This is a genomic window from Nonomuraea longispora (assembly GCF_004348345.1).
In the GTDB taxonomy this organism is placed as follows: Bacteria; Actinomycetota; Actinomycetes; order Streptosporangiales; family Streptosporangiaceae; genus Nonomuraea; species Nonomuraea longispora.
Genome location: NZ_SMJZ01000217.1, coordinates 1 through 14,787, shown reverse-complemented (window position 1 = coordinate 14,787; position 14,787 = coordinate 1). Strand labels below are relative to the sequence as shown.

General features: G+C 71.4%; 18 protein-coding genes. 11 read left to right on the top strand and 7 right to left on the bottom strand.

Annotated features, from left to right (window positions below; all coding sequences use genetic code 11):
* The 3 genes from E1267_RS37090 to E1267_RS37080 all read right to left on the bottom strand — a co-directional run.
* Nucleotides 1–359: biotin/lipoyl-containing protein (locus E1267_RS37090; protein ID WP_342774938.1), on the bottom strand; the 359-nt coding region annotated here is incomplete at its 3' end.
* 38 nt (nt 360–397) lie between these two features.
* The gene (lpdA, locus tag E1267_RS37085; protein WP_132339858.1) at nt 398–1,762 is read right to left on the bottom strand and encodes a dihydrolipoyl dehydrogenase; all 1,365 of its coding nucleotides are present in this window, start codon (nt 1,760–1,762) and stop codon (nt 398–400) included.
* 50 nt (nt 1,763–1,812) lie between these two features.
* Nucleotides 1,813–3,282, bottom strand: a complete 1,470-nt coding sequence (locus tag E1267_RS37080) for a leucyl aminopeptidase (RefSeq protein WP_132339856.1) — start codon at nt 3,280–3,282, stop codon at nt 1,813–1,815.
* 105 nt (nt 3,283–3,387) lie between these two features.
* Here E1267_RS37080 and E1267_RS37075 point away from each other — a divergent pair, with 105 nt between their 5' ends.
* From E1267_RS37075 to E1267_RS37065, 3 genes are read left to right on the top strand one after another with little or no spacing between them, the layout of a single operon-like run.
* On the top strand, nt 3,388–3,735 hold the full coding sequence (locus tag E1267_RS37075) for a GntR family transcriptional regulator (RefSeq protein WP_132339854.1): 348 nt from the start codon (nt 3,388–3,390) through the stop codon (nt 3,733–3,735).
* On the top strand, nt 3,732–4,082 hold the full coding sequence (locus E1267_RS37070; RefSeq protein ID WP_132339852.1) for a hypothetical protein: 351 nt from the start codon (nt 3,732–3,734) through the stop codon (nt 4,080–4,082). The genes E1267_RS37075 and E1267_RS37070 overlap by 4 nt, the downstream gene beginning before the upstream one ends.
* Entirely contained in the window at nt 4,079–5,005 is a 927-nt protein-coding gene (locus tag E1267_RS37065) for a CPBP family intramembrane glutamic endopeptidase (protein WP_132339850.1), read from the top strand. The genes E1267_RS37070 and E1267_RS37065 overlap by 4 nt, the downstream gene beginning before the upstream one ends.
* Here E1267_RS37065 and E1267_RS37060 read toward each other — a convergent pair.
* On the bottom strand, nt 4,994–5,872 hold the full coding sequence (locus E1267_RS37060; protein WP_132339848.1) for an adenosylcobinamide-GDP ribazoletransferase: 879 nt from the start codon (nt 5,870–5,872) through the stop codon (nt 4,994–4,996). The two genes, E1267_RS37065 and E1267_RS37060, sit on opposite strands and share 12 nt — an antisense overlap.
* A gap of 104 nt (nt 5,873–5,976) precedes the next feature.
* On the opposite strand from E1267_RS37060, the gene E1267_RS37055 reads away from it, so the two are divergent.
* Entirely contained in the window at nt 5,977–6,777 is an 801-nt protein-coding gene (locus tag E1267_RS37055) for an ABC transporter ATP-binding protein (protein ID WP_132339846.1), read from the top strand.
* Between the two features lie 191 nt (nt 6,778–6,968).
* Here the strand turns inward: E1267_RS37055 and E1267_RS37050 are convergent, their stop codons facing one another.
* Nucleotides 6,969–8,024 carry a bifunctional adenosylcobinamide kinase/adenosylcobinamide-phosphate guanylyltransferase gene (locus E1267_RS37050; protein ID WP_132339844.1) on the bottom strand — a complete coding sequence of 352 codons (1,056 nt, stop codon included), beginning with the start codon at nt 8,022–8,024 and terminating at the stop codon, nt 6,969–6,971.
* Between the two features lie 266 nt (nt 8,025–8,290).
* Between E1267_RS37050 and E1267_RS37045 the strand changes: the two genes are divergently transcribed.
* Complete coding sequence (locus E1267_RS37045; RefSeq protein ID WP_132339842.1) at nt 8,291–8,497, top strand: hypothetical protein; 207 nt, start codon at nt 8,291–8,293, stop codon at nt 8,495–8,497.
* 66 nt (nt 8,498–8,563) lie between these two features.
* On the opposite strand, the gene E1267_RS37040 is transcribed toward E1267_RS37045, so the two are convergent.
* On the bottom strand, nt 8,564–9,565 hold the full coding sequence (locus E1267_RS37040; RefSeq protein ID WP_132339840.1) for an aldo/keto reductase family protein: 1,002 nt from the start codon (nt 9,563–9,565) through the stop codon (nt 8,564–8,566).
* 56 nt (nt 9,566–9,621) lie between these two features.
* Here E1267_RS37040 and E1267_RS37035 point away from each other — a divergent pair, with 56 nt between their 5' ends.
* Nucleotides 9,622–10,536, top strand: a complete 915-nt coding sequence (locus E1267_RS37035; RefSeq protein WP_132339838.1) for an SMI1/KNR4 family protein — start codon at nt 9,622–9,624, stop codon at nt 10,534–10,536.
* Nucleotides 10,537–10,580: 44 nt separating this feature from the next.
* Here the strand turns inward: E1267_RS37035 and E1267_RS37030 are convergent, their stop codons facing one another.
* On the bottom strand, nt 10,581–11,165 hold the full coding sequence (locus tag E1267_RS37030; protein ID WP_246064497.1) for a DUF3043 domain-containing protein: 585 nt from the start codon (nt 11,163–11,165) through the stop codon (nt 10,581–10,583).
* Between the two features lie 150 nt (nt 11,166–11,315).
* Here E1267_RS37030 and E1267_RS37025 point away from each other — a divergent pair, with 150 nt between their 5' ends.
* From E1267_RS37025 to E1267_RS37005, 5 genes are all read left to right on the top strand, one after another.
* Complete coding sequence (locus E1267_RS37025; RefSeq protein WP_220449857.1) at nt 11,316–12,152, top strand: PspA/IM30 family protein; 837 nt, start codon at nt 11,316–11,318, stop codon at nt 12,150–12,152.
* Nucleotides 12,149–12,427 carry a PspA-associated protein PspAA gene (gene pspAA / locus E1267_RS37020; RefSeq protein WP_132339834.1) on the top strand — a complete coding sequence of 93 codons (279 nt, stop codon included), beginning with the start codon at nt 12,149–12,151 and terminating at the stop codon, nt 12,425–12,427. Before E1267_RS37025 ends, pspAA begins: the two co-directional genes overlap by 4 nt.
* Before the next feature lie 6 nt (nt 12,428–12,433).
* Nucleotides 12,434–13,333, top strand: a complete 900-nt coding sequence (htpX, locus tag E1267_RS37015; RefSeq protein ID WP_132339832.1) for a zinc metalloprotease HtpX — start codon at nt 12,434–12,436, stop codon at nt 13,331–13,333.
* Nucleotides 13,334–13,339: 6 nt separating this feature from the next.
* Nucleotides 13,340–13,900 (top strand): PspA-associated protein PspAB, encoded by a 561-nt coding sequence (pspAB, locus tag E1267_RS37010; RefSeq protein WP_132339830.1) that lies wholly within the window; start codon nt 13,340–13,342, stop codon nt 13,898–13,900.
* A gap of 47 nt (nt 13,901–13,947) precedes the next feature.
* On the top strand, nt 13,948–14,787 hold an 840-nt coding region (locus E1267_RS37005), incomplete at its 3' end, for a DUF998 domain-containing protein (protein WP_132339828.1).

Sequence of the window (14,787 nt, the reverse complement as noted above, 5' to 3'; positions counted from 1 at the left end):
GGAGGAGCCGGCGCCGGCTCGGGCTCAGGCTCGGGCTGCGGGGCCGGCTGCGGGGCCGGCTGCGGGGCCGGCTCGGCGGCCGGGGCCGCCTCGGGAGCCGACGCGGTGGCGCCTGCCTGGCCGTTCTCGTCGATGACGGCGAGCTCGGCCCCGACCTCGACCGTCTCGTCCTCGGCCACCACGATCTTGGTGAGGACGCCCGCGGACGGCGACGGGATCTCGGTGTCGACCTTGTCGGTCGACACTTCGAGGAGCGGCTCGTCAGCCTCGACGCGCTCGCCCTCCTTCTTCAGCCAACGGGTTACGGTGCCCTCGGTCACGCTCTCGCCGAGCTGGGGCATCTGTACGGAGACCGGCATCGTTATTCTTCTCTCGCGTTCTGATCTCGAGGGCTGGACTAGTTGTGTACGTGCAACGGCTTGCCGGCCAGGGCCAGCATCGCCTCACCGACTGCCTCGGACTGCGTCGGATGTGCGTGGATGAGCTGGGCGACCTCTGCGGGCAGCGCCTCCCAGTTGTAGATCAGCTGGCCTTCCGTGACGAGCTCGCCGATGCGCCTGCCCACCATGTGGACACCGACGACGGGTCCGTCCTTCCGGGCGATGACCTTCACGGCGCCCGAGGTGCCGAGGATCTGGCTCTTGGGGTTGCCCGCCAGGTCGTAAACCTGCTCGACGATCTCGATGCCGCGCTCGGCCGCCTGCGCCGAGGTGATGCCGACGGAGGCCACCTCGGGGTCGGAGTAGGTGATGCGCGGCACGCCCGCGTAGTCGATGGGCGGCGGGTTGAGGCCGGCGATGTGCTCGGCCACCATGATCCCCTCCGCGAACCCGGCGTGCGCGAGCTGCAGCGTCGGGATGAGGTCGCCGATGGCGTAGACGCCCGGCACGGACGTCTGGCAGTGCTCGTCGACCACGACGGCGCCGCGCTCGATGGTGATGCCCTGGTCCTCGAAGCCCATGCCCGAGGAGACGGCGCCGCGGCCGACCGCGACGAGCAGCAACTCGGCGTCGAGGGTCTTGCCGTTGGCGAGCGTGACGACCACACCGGTTTCGGTGGTCTTGGCGCCGTCGAAGAAGACGCCCAGCTCGTATTTGATGCCGCGGCGGCGGAAGGCCCGCTCCAGCAGCTTGGAGCTGGACTCCTCCTCGGTGGGCAGCAGGTGCGGCAGCGCCTCGACGATCGTGACCTCGGCTCCGAACGAGCGGTAGACGCTGGCCAGCTCGACGCCGATCACACCACCGCCCAGCACGATCACCGAGCTCGGCACGTGGTCCATCGTGAGCGTGTGCTCGCTGGTGATGACGCGCTCGCCGTCGATCTCCAGGCCGGGCAGCGTCTTGGGCGCGGAGCCGGTGGCCAGGACGACGTTGCGGCCTTCGTAGACCTCGGAGCCCACCTGGACCCTGCCGGGGCCCGCGAGGCGGCCCTCGCCCTCGACGATCGTCACGCCCGCACCCTTCAGCAGGCCCTGCACGCCCTTCCACGCCCTCGTGACGATCTTGTCCTTGAACGCGTGCACGCCCTGGACGTCGATGCCGTCGAAGCTCGCCTTGACGCCGAAGGACTCGCTCTCGCGGGTCTCGTCGGCGACCTCGGCGGAGTGCAGCAGAGCCTTCGTGGGGATGCATCCCCTGTGGAGGCAGGTGCCGCCGATCTTGTCCTTTTCGATCAGGACGACCGACTTGCCCAGCTCGGCCGCCCGGAGCGCGCAGGCATAACCGCCGCTGCCGCCACCTAGGACGACGATGTCATAGGCCACAGGAAGGCTCCTTGTCGGGGTGTTGTGATGCCCTCATCTTTTCATTTGTTTCAGATGCTTGCGTGCCGCTCTGCCAGTCCGATGAGCGTGCGCGTGATCGCACCGGTGCCGCCCTTCGGGATGTAACCGTACGGCTCGCCCTTGTTGAACGCGGGCCCCGCCATGTCGATGTGGGCCCAGCGCACCCCTTCGGGCACGAACTCCTTCAGAAAGAGACCCGCCGCCAGCATGCTGCCCCACCGCTCGGGCTGCAGGTTGGCGAGGTCGGCGATCGGTGAGTCGAGCCCCTTGCGCAGCTCCTCGGGCAGCGGCATGCCCCACGCGCCCTCGCCCGCGGCCTTGGCGGCGTCGAGGACGAGCTCCCTGACGGCGTCGTCGTTGGCCATGACGCCCGCGGTGCGCCAGCCGAGCGCCACGATTTGCGCGCCGGTGAGGGTGGCGACGTCGACGATCACGTCGGGCTCGTCCTCGGCGGCCCTGGCGATGCCGTCCATGAGCACCAGGCGGCCCTCGGCGTCGGTGTCGAGCACCTCGACCGTCTTGCCGCTGTAGCTGTGGATGACGTCGGAGGGGCGCTGCGCCGTGCCGCTCGGCAGGTTCTCCGCCAGGCAGAGGTAGCCGATCGCGTTGACGGGCAGGCCGAGCCTGGCGATGCCGATCAGCGCGCCGAGCACGGCGCCCGCGCCGCCCATGTCGGACTTCATCCAGTCCATCGAGGCGGACGGCTTGAGCGACAGGCCGCCGGAGTCGAACGTGATGCCCTTGCCCACGAACGCCAGGGTCTTGCCGGCCTCGGGGTGCTTGTAGGAGAGGCGGACCAGGCGCGGCGGGTTGGCCGAGCCCTGGCCGACGCCGATGAGGCCGCCGTAGCCGCCGTCCTTGAGCGCCTTCTCGTCGAGCACCTCGACGCTCAGCCCCGCCTTGCCGCCCGACTGCTCGGCGATCTCGGCGAACTTGGCCGGCCACAGGTCGGAGGGCGGCGTGTTGACCAGGTCGCGCACCAGGGCGACGGACTCGGCCAGCACACTCGCCCGCTCGGCCACGCCCTCGGGCTGGCCGGAGACCACCGTGAGCTCGGAGACGGGGGGCTTCTGCCCGCCGTCGGTGCGGTAGCGGGAGAACGCGTACGCCCCCAGCAGCGCGCCCAGCGCGACGGCCTCGGCCTCGTCGGGATCGCCCGCGGGCAGGACGAGCGCGGCGCGCGCGGTGCCGGCCAGGGAGCGCACGGCGGCGCCCGCGGCCCGGCGCAGGCCGTCGGTGTCGGGGGAGTCGCCCAGGCCGACCGCGACGAGCAGCGGCGCGGCGGTGGCGCCGAACGTCGGCAGCTTGGCCAGCTCGCCCGTCTTGCCGGTGAAGGCGACTGTTTCTAGCGAGGCGGCGAGCTTGCCGCCGAAGGCCGTTTCGAGGGACTCGTCGCCCGTCACGGGCCGGGGGCCGTCGGGGCCGGACCTGAAGCCGACGATCAACGCGTCGGTGTCGAAGGAGACGGGATCTGCTGAGTTCAGCCGCACAGTGGTCACGTAAACCGATGCTATCCACGGTTTCTCCGTACTCACAAACAGGGGTTCATCCTACCAATAGTCGTATGGGCGTTCGTAGAACATGGTGATAATGTCATTGGCTTCATGCTGCTGACGCTCGATCTGAATGACGCCCGGCCCCTGCACGAGCAGGTGGCCGGGGCCATCCGCCGCGCCATCGGTGAGGGCTCCTACCGTCCGGGCGACCGGCTGCCGCCCGCCCGCGACATGGCCCAGGCGCTCGGCATCAACGCCAACACCGTGCTGCGGGCGCTGCGTGACCTGCGGGACGAGGGACTGCTGGAGTTCAGGAGGGGCCGCGGAGTCAGCGTCGCGGGCCGTGCGGACGGGCGTGCCCTGCTGGTGCAGCGGGCGCGTGAACTGCTGGAGGACGCGAGAAAACACGGTTACGACCGTGACGACCTCATCGCCATCGTGGAGGAGTTGACGTGAACCACACGCTAGCCACCGCCGCGGCCTGGGGCCTGCCGGGGACCGCCGCCTTCGTCCCGGTCCTGGACACGAACCTCGACGTACCTGTCCGGACAGCAGCGCAGCTGCCGGCCTGGCGTGGCCGGCCGTTCTCGCCGCCGCCACGGGCGCCGGCGTGGGCGTGCTGCCTCTCATCGGGCCCGCCGGGGCTTCCGCGGGCCCCCGGCGGCGCCGCCATCATGTTGCGCGGCGGGGAGCGCCTGATCACCAGGTACCGTTCCGGCGGTCGGCTCGCGGTCAGCATCGACGACGCCGCACGCGGCACATCCCTCATCAACGCCCTCATCGCGGAGCGAGTGGAGCCATGAACAGACCTCTCCCCATCTTCATCGTCCTCGCCTTCGGGCTGTCCTGGGCGGCCGCGCTGCCCTTGTGGCTCGGCGGGGGCCTCGGCTCGCCCCTGATGCCCCTGCTGGCCACGGTCATGATGTTCACGCCCACCGCGGCGCTGCTCGGCGTGTGGGCCGTCACGCGCACGCCCTCCAAGGAGTGGGCCCGCACGACCGGACTCACGCTCGGCGGGAGCAGGAAGCGCACCGGCCTGATCGTGGCGGTCACCTGGCTCGGGGTGCCGCTGCTGGCGTTCCTCGCGATGGGGCTCAGCGCCGCCGCCGGCCTGGTCGCGCTCGACCTCGACCGGCTCAGCCTGCTCAGGGCGGCCCTCGAGGCGCGCGGCATGGAGATCCCCGCCGACCTCGGCACGGTCGCGGCACTGCAGATCGTCGTGGCGATCCTCGCCGGGCCGCTGCTCAACGCGATCCCCGCGCTGGGGGAGGAGTGGGGGTGGCGCGGCTGGCTGCTGCCCCGCCTCACCTCCACGAACGGCGTGCTCGCCGGCCTGCTTTTCTCCGGCGCGATCTGGGGCCTCTGGCACGCGCCGCTCACCCTGCTCGGCTACAACTACCCGAGCCTGGGCTCGTGGGCGGCGCTGTTCTTCATCGGCTTCTGCGTGCTGGCCGGGGTGCTGTTCGGCTGGCTGCGGCTGCGTACGGGCAGCGTGTGGCCCGCGGTCGTGGCCCACGGCTCGCTCAACGCGGTCGTCCCGCCCGTCCTGCTGCTCGGCGACGACGCCGCGCCTCCCAACGAACTCCTGGTCGGGCTGACCGGCCTGGTCGGCTGGGTCGTCCTCGCACTGGCCGGCGCGGCGCTGCTCCGCTTCTTCCCCGTACGCCAGGAGCCGCCGGCCGAGGCGCGGCCCGTCGCCGCCGACGCGCGGAGCTCAGCCGAGTAGCGCGCACACGACCAGCGTCGTGGCCGTGGCGGTCTCCACGAGCGCGCCCAGCACGTCGCCGGTGATCCCGCCGAGCCGCCGCCCGGCGTGCCGGAGCAGCAGCAGGGCGGCGCCGAGCCCGGCGAGCAGCCCGGCCGGCAACACGAGCACACCCGCTGTCCCGATCCCCGTGCCCGGAGCGGCGGGCCCGGCGGCGGGCCCGGCGGCGGTCGCCGCGCCGGTGAGGGAATCCACGACAGTGAGGGAATCGGCGCCCGCGAGAAACGCGGCCAGGCCGAGCGCGGCGGCGGCGAGCAGGGCGGCCGCGGTGACGAGCCACGGCGCTGGCGGGCGTACCGTGCCCGCGACCATCGCGCCGAGCCCGTCCGGCCTGGCGGCGGGCACGCCCGCGCGACAGGCCCACACCAGCGCCAGCCGTCCCGCCGCGCAGGCGGTCACGAAGGCCGCGTAGCCGGCGCCGGCCGCCGCGGCGGCCTGGATGAGCAGCGTGAGGACCAGCGTCATCACCCCGAACGGCCCGATGTCCGACTTTTTCATGATGTCGAGCGCCTGCGCGGCCGGCTTGCCGCTGCCCAGCCCGTCGGCGAGGTCGGCGAGCCCGTCGAGGTGCAGCCCCCGGGTCAGTACGGCCAGCGCCCCCACCGCCAGCGCCGCCCCCAGCAGCGGCGGCCCGTGCAACAGCGCAACGAGCGGCAACGGCAGCCCGGCGACGAGCCCGAGCATCAGCCCGACGGCCGGCGCCAGCACCATCGCCTGCCCCGCGACCTTCCGGTCCGCCCGTTCCACGCGTACGGGGAAGACGGTCAGCGTGCCGGCCGAGAACCGCCAGCCGTCCGCCTGCCGCCCCACCTTGGCAAACCCTCTCACCGGACCGCCGCCCTCTCCTCGTGCCCGGCCGACACCGTAACGCCGGTACGCGTTCGTATTTCACATCGGTAACGGACGATCCCGGTGCCCACTAGTCTGTCGGGATGCACGTGCTTGAACTCGAAGGCGTAGGCGTCCGCGTTGTCGGCAAGGCGCTGCTCGACGGCATCGACTGGCAGGTCGGCTACGGCGACCACTGGGCCGTCCTCGGGCCCAACGGCGCGGGCAAGACAACGCTCCTCTCGCTGGCCGGCGCCGTACGGCACCCCAGCGAGGGCACGGTCAAGGTGCTCGGCCACCCGCTCGGCCGGGTCGACGTGCGCGAGCTGCGCCGGCACATCGGCCTCGTCGCCTCCAGCCAGCGGCTGATCGACGAGGAGCTGATGGAGGAGGAGGGCGCGACCGCGCACACCGTGGTGCTCACCGGTCACACGGGGACGAGCGTTCCGCTGTGGGACAAGTACGGCGACGTGGAGCGCGACCGGGCTCACCGCCTGCTCGCCGACCTGGGATGCAAGGAACTGGCGGAGCGGCCGTTCCGCGTGTGCTCGCAGGGGGAGCGGGCGAGGATCCGCGTGGCCAGGGCGCTCATGGCCGACCCGGCGGTGCTGCTGCTCGACGAGCCGTTCGCGGGGCTCGACCTGCCCGCCAGGGAGGACCTCATCTCCGCCGTCGAGGACCTCGCCGCCACCAGGCCCGTGCTCACCACGGTGACCGTGACGCACCACCTGGAGGAGGTGCCCGCGACGACCACGCACGCGATGCTGATGCGCGACGCCCGGGTGCTCGCCATGGGCGCGGCGGACGACGTGCTCACCCCCGCCAACCTCTCCGACTGCTTCGGCCGCTCCCTGCACGTGGACCGCGTGGACGGCCGCTGGTACGCCCGCGCCGCACGCGCCTGACCCTCTCCGCGAGGCACACATGCCCGGGCGTGCGGCCGCTTCCCGGCCCGCGTCAGGATCGCCGCACGCGTCGATGCGTGCGCTTTCGGACGTGTCCCCGTCCGACCTCCCGCACGGGCCTGTGACGGCGTTCCCGGACGTGTCCCCGTCAGCGTTCCGGAGTGCGCTCGTGACGGCGTCCTGGACGGCCGTCAGAGCTCCAGCGGGCGCCCGGCGACCACCAGCGCCACATGCTCGGACTCGGCGGCCAGGCGCTCGTTCAGCCGTCCCAGCACGTCCCTGAAGGCCCGTCCGGCGGCCGTGGCGGGCACCACGCCCAGCCCCACCTCGTCGGACACCGCCACAATCGGCTCCGGGGCCCGCCGCCACGCCGCCACGAGGTCGTCGCAGCGCGCGACCACGGGCGCGCGGTCCCCCTCCCAGGCCCCGTACTCGTCGAAAACCGCCGCCACCCAGGTCCCCAGCCCGTCGATCAGCAGCGGTGTGGTGGCGCCCGTGATGGCGGTGGCCAGGTCGGTGGTCTCGGCGGTGACCCAGTGCGCGGGCCGCCGCTCCCGGTGCGCCCCCACCCGTTCCGCCCACTCGCCGTCCTCCCCGCCGGTCGGCCCGGTGGCGACATAAGTGACGTACGGCTCCGCCGCCAGCCGCAGCTCCGCCTCCGCCGACTTGCCCGAGCGCGCCCCGCCCAGCAGCAGCGTCCGCCGCGGCAGGCCCACACGGGCGCTTCCCTGGTTGCCTGCGCGGCTGGTCACGTCATCGGCGAGGTCGCCCGGAGAGCGGCCGGCCGGGCGGCACGCCAGCTCGGTGCCGTCAGGAACGGCGATCGCCCTCCACAGCCGCAGGCGCCTGGCCAGTTCCTCCTCCGACCGCACCCGGTGGTCGAGCCCGACGGCCACCACCAGGGTCGCGTCGTCGGCCAGCCCCGCGCGCCGCAGTGCGCCGAGCCGCTCCGGACGGTCCAGGAGGTCGATCAGCACGACGTCGTAGCGGGCGGGCCCGTCCGGCGGCGGTGTACGTCCCGCGGGCAGGTGGACAAGCATGGTTCCGTCGGGACCCGCCAGCCCCAGACCGCCCGCGAGCGGCCGGTAGCCGCTGGGCGGGCCGGTGAAGGGGTAGCGGGCCACGCCGTCCACGACCAGCTCGAACGGGCGGCGATGCTCGGCGGGCAGCCCGGCGCACGAGACGCACGAACACCCGGGTTCCGGCCAGCCCGCGCCGCCCGCCGTGCCGTTGAGAAGGAGCTTCACCGCGCCGAGCGTACAAAACCCGCACCGGCTCCCGCGCCCCCGGGGCACGGGCGTGGCCGCCGGGAACGTTCCAGAGCCGGCACGGACACGGCCGGCGCGGTCAGCCGGACGCCTTCGCCGTGGTGCGGCGGCGAGTGGCCACCAGCGCGCAGCCTCCGATGGCGACACGAAACGCGCGCGGCATCGATGGACCTCCGAACTCGGGAGTAGGGTTCCAGTGCCTGCGGAGGGTGCGCCGGCGAACTGGCGGAAAAGGAGCGTATGGCATGACATGGCGTTGGCGTTATGAAAATGCACATGGCGGTGAGGTAACGGATCGTCCTTTGCCGCGAGAGGTTTTTCCGAGCCAGGCGGACGCGGAGTCCTGGCTCGGCGAGAACTGGCGTGACCTGCTCGAATCCGGGGTAGAGCAGGTGGCCTTGCTCGAGGAGGACCGCGTCGAATACGCAGGAATGTCATTGCGTCCGGAGTGACTGCCAGAAACGGCGAAAACCCCTTGAGCGCATTCGTGGCTCAAGGGGTTTTCGCCGTTTGTGTGGTTATGGGCGAGTGCGGGGGCTCGCGGTCTTGGAGGGGTCGCGCTCGACGACCTGGCCGAGCACGTCGTCGATCCGCCGCAGCACGTCCGCGTCCAGCTTGACGCCCGACGCCCGTACGTTGTCACGCACCTGCTCGGGACGGCTGGCCCCGATGATGGCGCTGGAGACGTTCGGGTTCTGCAGCACCCAGGCGATGGCCAGTTGCGCCATGCTGAGCCCCAGGTCCGCGGCGATCGGCTTGAGCTCCTGTACGCGGGTCAGCACGTCGTCCCTCATCCACCGGGCGATCATGGAGCTGCCGCCGCTCTTGTCGGTCGCCCGCGAACCCTCCGGCGGCTGCTGCCCCGGCAGGTATTTCCCGGTGAGCACTCCCTGGGCGATCGGCGACCACACGATCTGGCCGACGCCCTCCTTCTCGCTCAGCGGCACGATCTCGGACTCGATGACCCGCCACAACATCGAATACTGGGGCTGGTTCGACACGATCCGGTCGAAGCCCATCTCGTCGGCGATCTTGAGGGCCTGGGCGATCTGCTCGGCGTTCCACTCGCTGACGCCGACGTAGAGGACCTTGCCCTGGCGTACGAGGTCGTCGAAGGTCTTGAGCGTCTCCTCGAGCGGGGTCTCGTAGTCGAAGCGGTGAGCCTGGTACAGGTCGATGTAGTCGGTCTGCAGCCGCCGCAGCGAGGCGTGGATCGACTCGGTGAGGTGCTTGCGCGACAGGCCGCGGTCGTTCTTGCCGGGGCCGGTCGGCCAGTAGACCTTGGTGAAGATCTCCACCGACTCCCTGCGTACGTCCCTGAGCGCCCGGCCGAGCACTGCCTCGGCCTTCGTCGCCGCGTACACGTCGGCCGTATCGAACGTGGTGATGCCCTCGTCGAGTGCCGCCTGAACGCACTGTTTGGCGGCGTCCTCCTCGACCTGGGAGCCGTGGGTGAGCCAGTTGCCGTAGCTGATCTCGCTGACCATGAGGCCGCTGCGACCGAGGTGTCGGAATTCCATGCATCCGACTCTAATCCCAGCACGTGGGGTGATCCGTTCGGGATAGGGTGCGCGACGTGCTGAAGCTCGTACGGCTGGCGCTGACGGCCGCCGTCGTGACCGCCATCGTGGTCCGGCTGCGCCGCCGCGCCCGCATGCCGGAGACGCCGTCCCCGCCGCCCGCGCGACCGCGACCGGCCGGGAGGACCGGGATGGGCCTGGCGTGGGCCGGCATCGCGGCGGTCGTGGCGCTCACCCTGGTGGCCGCGCTGGCCCCCACGGAGGCGCAGGAGACGGCCACGGCCCGGAGGCGGGCGTACGAGGAGGAACAGGACGCGTCGACCGCGCGGATGCTCGCCAGCGCGCAGCCGCAGCCCTGGGCCGTGGCCGATGACGGGTGCGTCCCCGAACGACGCGTGGCCAGGGTCAGGCCGGTCGACCCGAAGGTCAGGCGGGCGGTGAACCGCCAGTGGCGGCGGATCGAGCGGTGGCTGAAGGCCAACGCGCCGCGTACGTACCGGACGCTCGGAGCGCCTGGCAGGGCGCGCACGATCGCGATCGCCGAGGCGCAGATGGGCATGGACTTTCCCGACGACCTGCGCGCCTCGCTCCTGCGCCACAACGGCTCACGCGGAGCGGGAGCGTTCGGCTTCTCGCGGGACGGGACGCCGATCCTCGGCGCCCGCCAGATCAGGGACGCCTGGCGGGCGCAGTGCGCCAGGGAGCGCGCCGACGCAGGACGCGACCCCGCGGGCGAGGACGTGAGCGACCGGGCGATCCCGTTCCTCGGCGTGGACGGGAGGCGTGCCGTGCTCGACTCCATGGACGGCGCCGTCGGATGGGAGGGCGCAGGGCCCCGGCTGCCGTCCTACCACGCGCTGATGCGGGCCGTGGCCGACGCCCTGGAGACGGGTGCGGAGATCGACGGCCGACGGCCCGTGGTCAGGCGGGGCGTGCTGCGCTGGGACAACGCCGCGTACGACAACCCATAATTTCCCGACTTTTCGGAGTCTCCCGGAAAATCGGGAAAAAATGGTTACCGCTTTGGCTGTACCGGCTTGCCGCCCGGCAGGACCTGCGGCGGCGGGAAACGCAGCCGCCGGATCTGCAGCGCCCGCATGGCCGCGTAGAAGCCCACGCCCCGCAGGCTCTCGCCGGGCATCTTCTGCGCCACCTCCCGCTTCACCTTCCAGGCGACATAGACGGAGGTGAACAGCACGCCGATCATCATGATCGGCCAGCCGACCGCGATGACGAGGTTGAGCACCTGCGCGCGGACCTCCATCGGCCAGGGGATCCACGTCGCCAGCAGGATGAGTAGCGAGAACGGCAGAAAATACTGACTCGGCAGCCGGCGGGAGTCGACCCAGTCGCGCGCGAACTTGCGCGCGGGGCCCTTGTCCCTGGCCGGGAAATAACGTTCGTCGCCGGCGAGCATGCCCCTGCGGGCCTTTTCGCGTTCGGCGGCCTGCTTGGCCCGCATCTGCCGGTAGGCCTCTTTGCGGTCCTTGGGCGCGGAGACCGGCTGGCGCCGTTTGCCTTCGGCATCCCGGCGCTTGGGTGTGGGACGACCTTTGCCCTGGGGCTTAGGATCGTCAGTGGGGGCGGGGGTATCGTCCACGGAGGTTTGGGAACGGCGTCGCAACACGACGTCAACCCTACCTGGACTGCAACTTAGTGACGCCCTCGCGCGTTATGCGTAGGGTAATCCCAAGGCGGCTGCGCTGCATTGGGAACACCAGCACGACCTAGAAGGGGACGGCCGACGCGCATGAGCGTGATGAAGAGACTTTCGATGATCTTCAAGTCCAAGGCCAACAGGGCTTTGGACAAGATGGAGGATCCGCGCGAGACCCTCGACTACTCCTATCAGCGGCAACTGGAGCTGCTGCAGAAGGTGCGCAGGGGCGTGGCCGACGTCGCCACGTCGCGCAAGAGGGTCGAGCTGCAGATCACCGGCCTGGAGAAGCAGGCACAGCGTTACGAGGAGCAGGGCCGCAAGGCGCTGTCCGTGGGGCGTGAAGACCTCGCCCGCGAGGCGCTGCAGCGCAGGTCCAATCTGCAGACGCAGATGGCCGACCTGAAGGTGCAGCACGACAACCTGCAGGCCGAGGAGGAGAAGCTGACCACGGCTTCCCAGCGGCTGCAGTCCAAGGTCGACTCCTTCCGCACGAAGAAGGAGACGATCAAGGCCACCTACACCGCCGCCGAGGCGCAGACGCGCATCAACGAGGCGTTCTCCGGCATCTCCGAGGAGATGGGCGACGTCGGCCTGGCGATCCAGCGCGCCGAGGACAAGACGGCGACGATGCAGGCCCGCGCGGGCGCCATCGACGAGCTGCTGGCCAGCGGGGCGCTCGACGACTACAGCGGTGGCACCAAGGGCGACGACATCCAGGCCGAGCTCGACCGCATGGGCGGCGGCATGGACGTCGAGCTCGAGCTGGCCAGGATGAAGTCCGAGCTGGGCCAGGGCCCGGCGCCGCAGAGCGCCATCGAGCAGGGCCAGCCGCAGCAGCAGCCGCAGCAGCCGCAGCAGGCTCCTCAGCAGGCCCAGCAGCAGCCCGGCCAGACCCAGCAGTTGCGTCAGCCAGGGGAGGGCGCATGATTGTCAGGATCATGGGCGAGGGTCAGGTGGAGATCTCCGCCGACGACATCTCGGTCCTCAACGAGCTCGACACCGAGCTGGAGGCGGCGATCGACGCGGGCGACGAGACGTCCTTCCGCGCCAAGCTGCACGCACTGCTCGACAAGGTGCGCCACGTGGGCAAGGCGCTCCCCGACGACAGCCTTGAGCCGTCAGAGCTGATCCTTCCCCCCGCGGACGCCTCGATCGAGGAGGTCCGGGAGATGCTGGGCGACCAAGGCCTCATCCCGGGCTGAGCCCCCGTGCGCACCCGGTTCGCGCCCGACCGCGGCCTGACCGGCCGCATGGTCGTGACGATGTTCCTGCTCGGGCTGCTCTACGTGGTGTTCGTCGGCGTCCTGATCGCCCTGGGCGTGCGGGCGCTGACCGTGCTGGTGCTGGCAGGGGGTCTGCTGCTCGTGCAGTATTTCCTGTCCGACCGCATCGCGTTGTTCGCGATGGGAGGGCGGGAGGTCTCGCCGCAGGAGGCCCCCGAGTTGCACGGCATGATCGACCGGCTGTGCGCGCTGGCCGACATGCCCAAACCGCGGGTGGCGATCGCGGATTCCGACGTCCCCAACGCCTTCGCCACCGGCCGTAACCAGAAGAACGCCGTCGTCTGCGTGACGACGGGCATCCTGCGCCGCCTTGAGCCGCAGGAGCTCGAAGGCGTGCTCGCGCACGAGCTCTCGCACGTCGCCCACCGCGACGTGGCCGTCATGACGATCGCCTCGTTCCTCGGCATCGTGGCGGGGCTCATGACCAGGTTCGCCCTCTTCTCCGGGCTCGGCGGCCGCCGCAACGGCGGCCAGGGCGGCGTACCGGTCGGGTTGATCATCGTCCTGGTCTCCGTCATCGTGTACGCCGTCAGCTTCCTGCTCACGCGCGCTCTGTCGCGTTACCGGGAGCTGGCCGCCGACCGCGCGGGCGCGCTGCTCACCCAGCGACCGTCGGCCCTGGCCAGCGCGTTGGTCAAGATCAGCGGTGACATGGCCAGGATCCCGACCCGCGATCTGCGCGAGGCCGAGCCGTTCAACGCCTTCTACTTCGCCCCGGCGCTGGCCCCGGGCGAGACGCTCGCGAACCTGTTCTCCACGCATCCGCGGCTCGATCGGCGCCTGGAGCAGCTGACGAACATCTCCAAGCAGCTCGGAAGGGGCTGAACCCGTATGGGCTGGCTCGATGCGCTGCTCGGCCGGTCGAAACCGGTCAAGCCCAACCTCGACGCGCTGTTCGCGCTGCCGTCCGCGGCCGTGACGCTGCAGGCCGCGACCGGGCTCACGCCCACGGGTCTCGGCTCGGTGGCGTTCAGGGCGGCGGAGGGCGGCGCGTTCGCCACGCTCGAACGCGACGTCAAGGCGCTGCTGGGCGAGCGCGTCGAGGAGTCGGACGACGGCTACGGCTACACCTGGCTGCTCGTACGCCGCTCGCCCGACGCCCTCAGCGACCTGGTCACCGAGCTTCACGCGGTCAACTCGTCCCTGGAGGGGGCCGGGTTCGGGCCCTCGCTGCTGTGCTCGCTGGCCTCGTTCGCCGCACCGGACGACGGTCGCCGGCTGGCGGTCGTCTACCTGTACAAACGGGGCACCTTCTACCCGTTCGCGCCGCTGCCGGGGCAGCGGCGCGACAACGCGCTCGAACTTCAGGCCAGGGGCGCGCTGGAGGGCGAGCTGCCGCTGGAGAAGGACCTCAGCCGGTGGTTCCCCGTCTGGGGCGCGCCCGGCCTCTGACAGGGGCGCTCCTGAGCGACTATCACCCATGGTGATCTAATGCTCACGTGGAGCGAAGATTGTTCGTGCTCGCAGCATCCGCGTTCATCGTGGCGGCGGTGCTGGGCAGCGCGTGGATCACCGGCCAGTTCACCACGCCGGCGGTCGACAGAGCCCACGGGTACGTCAGCGAGCTGGCCGCCCGCGACCAGCCGTGGACGCGCCTGTTCCGGGTCAGCGACGGGCTGGCCGGGCTGGCGTGCGTGTCCGGCGTGCTGCTCCTGCCGAGGGCGGCGCGCGAGTGGCAGGGCTGGCTGGCGCTGGCCGCGTTCGGGCTGCTCACCTCCGCCTCCGCGGTGTTCCCCCTCGACTGCGCGGTGCTGAGCGACCCCGTGTGCGGGCTGCGGGAGCCGTCATGGCCGCACCGGCTGCACGCGCTGGCCGGCTCGCTGTCCACGGTGTGCGGGCTGGCCGCGATGGTGCTGCTCGGCATGAGGTGGCGGTCGTGGGTGGCGTGGTCGTTCACGTGGCTCAGCGTGTGCGCCACGGTGCTCATGGTAGGCGCGCTCGTGACAGGGCAGGGGGTGGGGATCGCGCACCGGGCCCAGCTGACGATGTTCGCGGTCTGGCTCGTGTACGCGGCCCTGCACCTGCTCGTGGCGGACGAGCACGAGGCGTCGGCCCCCGACCTGGCGCCCGCGTCCGTGACGCACGCCGCAACGGGTGTACGGGTGGACGGGGATCTCGGTGAGGTGCTGGCCCCCGATCCCGGCCTGGCACTCAACGCGGGCCCCGGCGTCGATCTCGGTGCGGCGGCGGGGAGGGCCGGCAGAAAAGCGGACAGAGCGACAAACAGGGCGACAAACAGGGCGACAAACAGGGCGAGGGACAGGGCGGCCGGTGGGCGG

What these genes read in the sequence shown, in the direction of transcription:
- pspAB (WP_132339830.1), top strand. Translation starts at nt 13,340, where the DNA reads ATGGGCTGGCTCGATGCGCTGCTCGGCCGGTCGAAACCGGTCAAGCCC.
- E1267_RS37040 (WP_132339840.1), bottom strand. Translation starts at nt 9,565, where the DNA reads ATGGAATTCCGACACCTCGGTCGCAGCGGCCTCATGGTCAGCGAGATC.
- E1267_RS37025 (WP_220449857.1), top strand. Translation starts at nt 11,316, where the DNA reads ATGAGCGTGATGAAGAGACTTTCGATGATCTTCAAGTCCAAGGCCAAC.
- E1267_RS37065 (WP_132339850.1), top strand. Translation starts at nt 4,079, where the DNA reads ATGAACAGACCTCTCCCCATCTTCATCGTCCTCGCCTTCGGGCTGTCC.
- pspAA (WP_132339834.1), top strand. Translation starts at nt 12,149, where the DNA reads ATGATTGTCAGGATCATGGGCGAGGGTCAGGTGGAGATCTCCGCCGAC.
- E1267_RS37055 (WP_132339846.1), top strand. Translation starts at nt 5,977, where the DNA reads ATGCACGTGCTTGAACTCGAAGGCGTAGGCGTCCGCGTTGTCGGCAAG.
- E1267_RS37045 (WP_132339842.1), top strand. Translation starts at nt 8,291, where the DNA reads ATGACATGGCGTTGGCGTTATGAAAATGCACATGGCGGTGAGGTAACG.
- E1267_RS37075 (WP_132339854.1), top strand. Translation starts at nt 3,388, where the DNA reads ATGCTGCTGACGCTCGATCTGAATGACGCCCGGCCCCTGCACGAGCAG.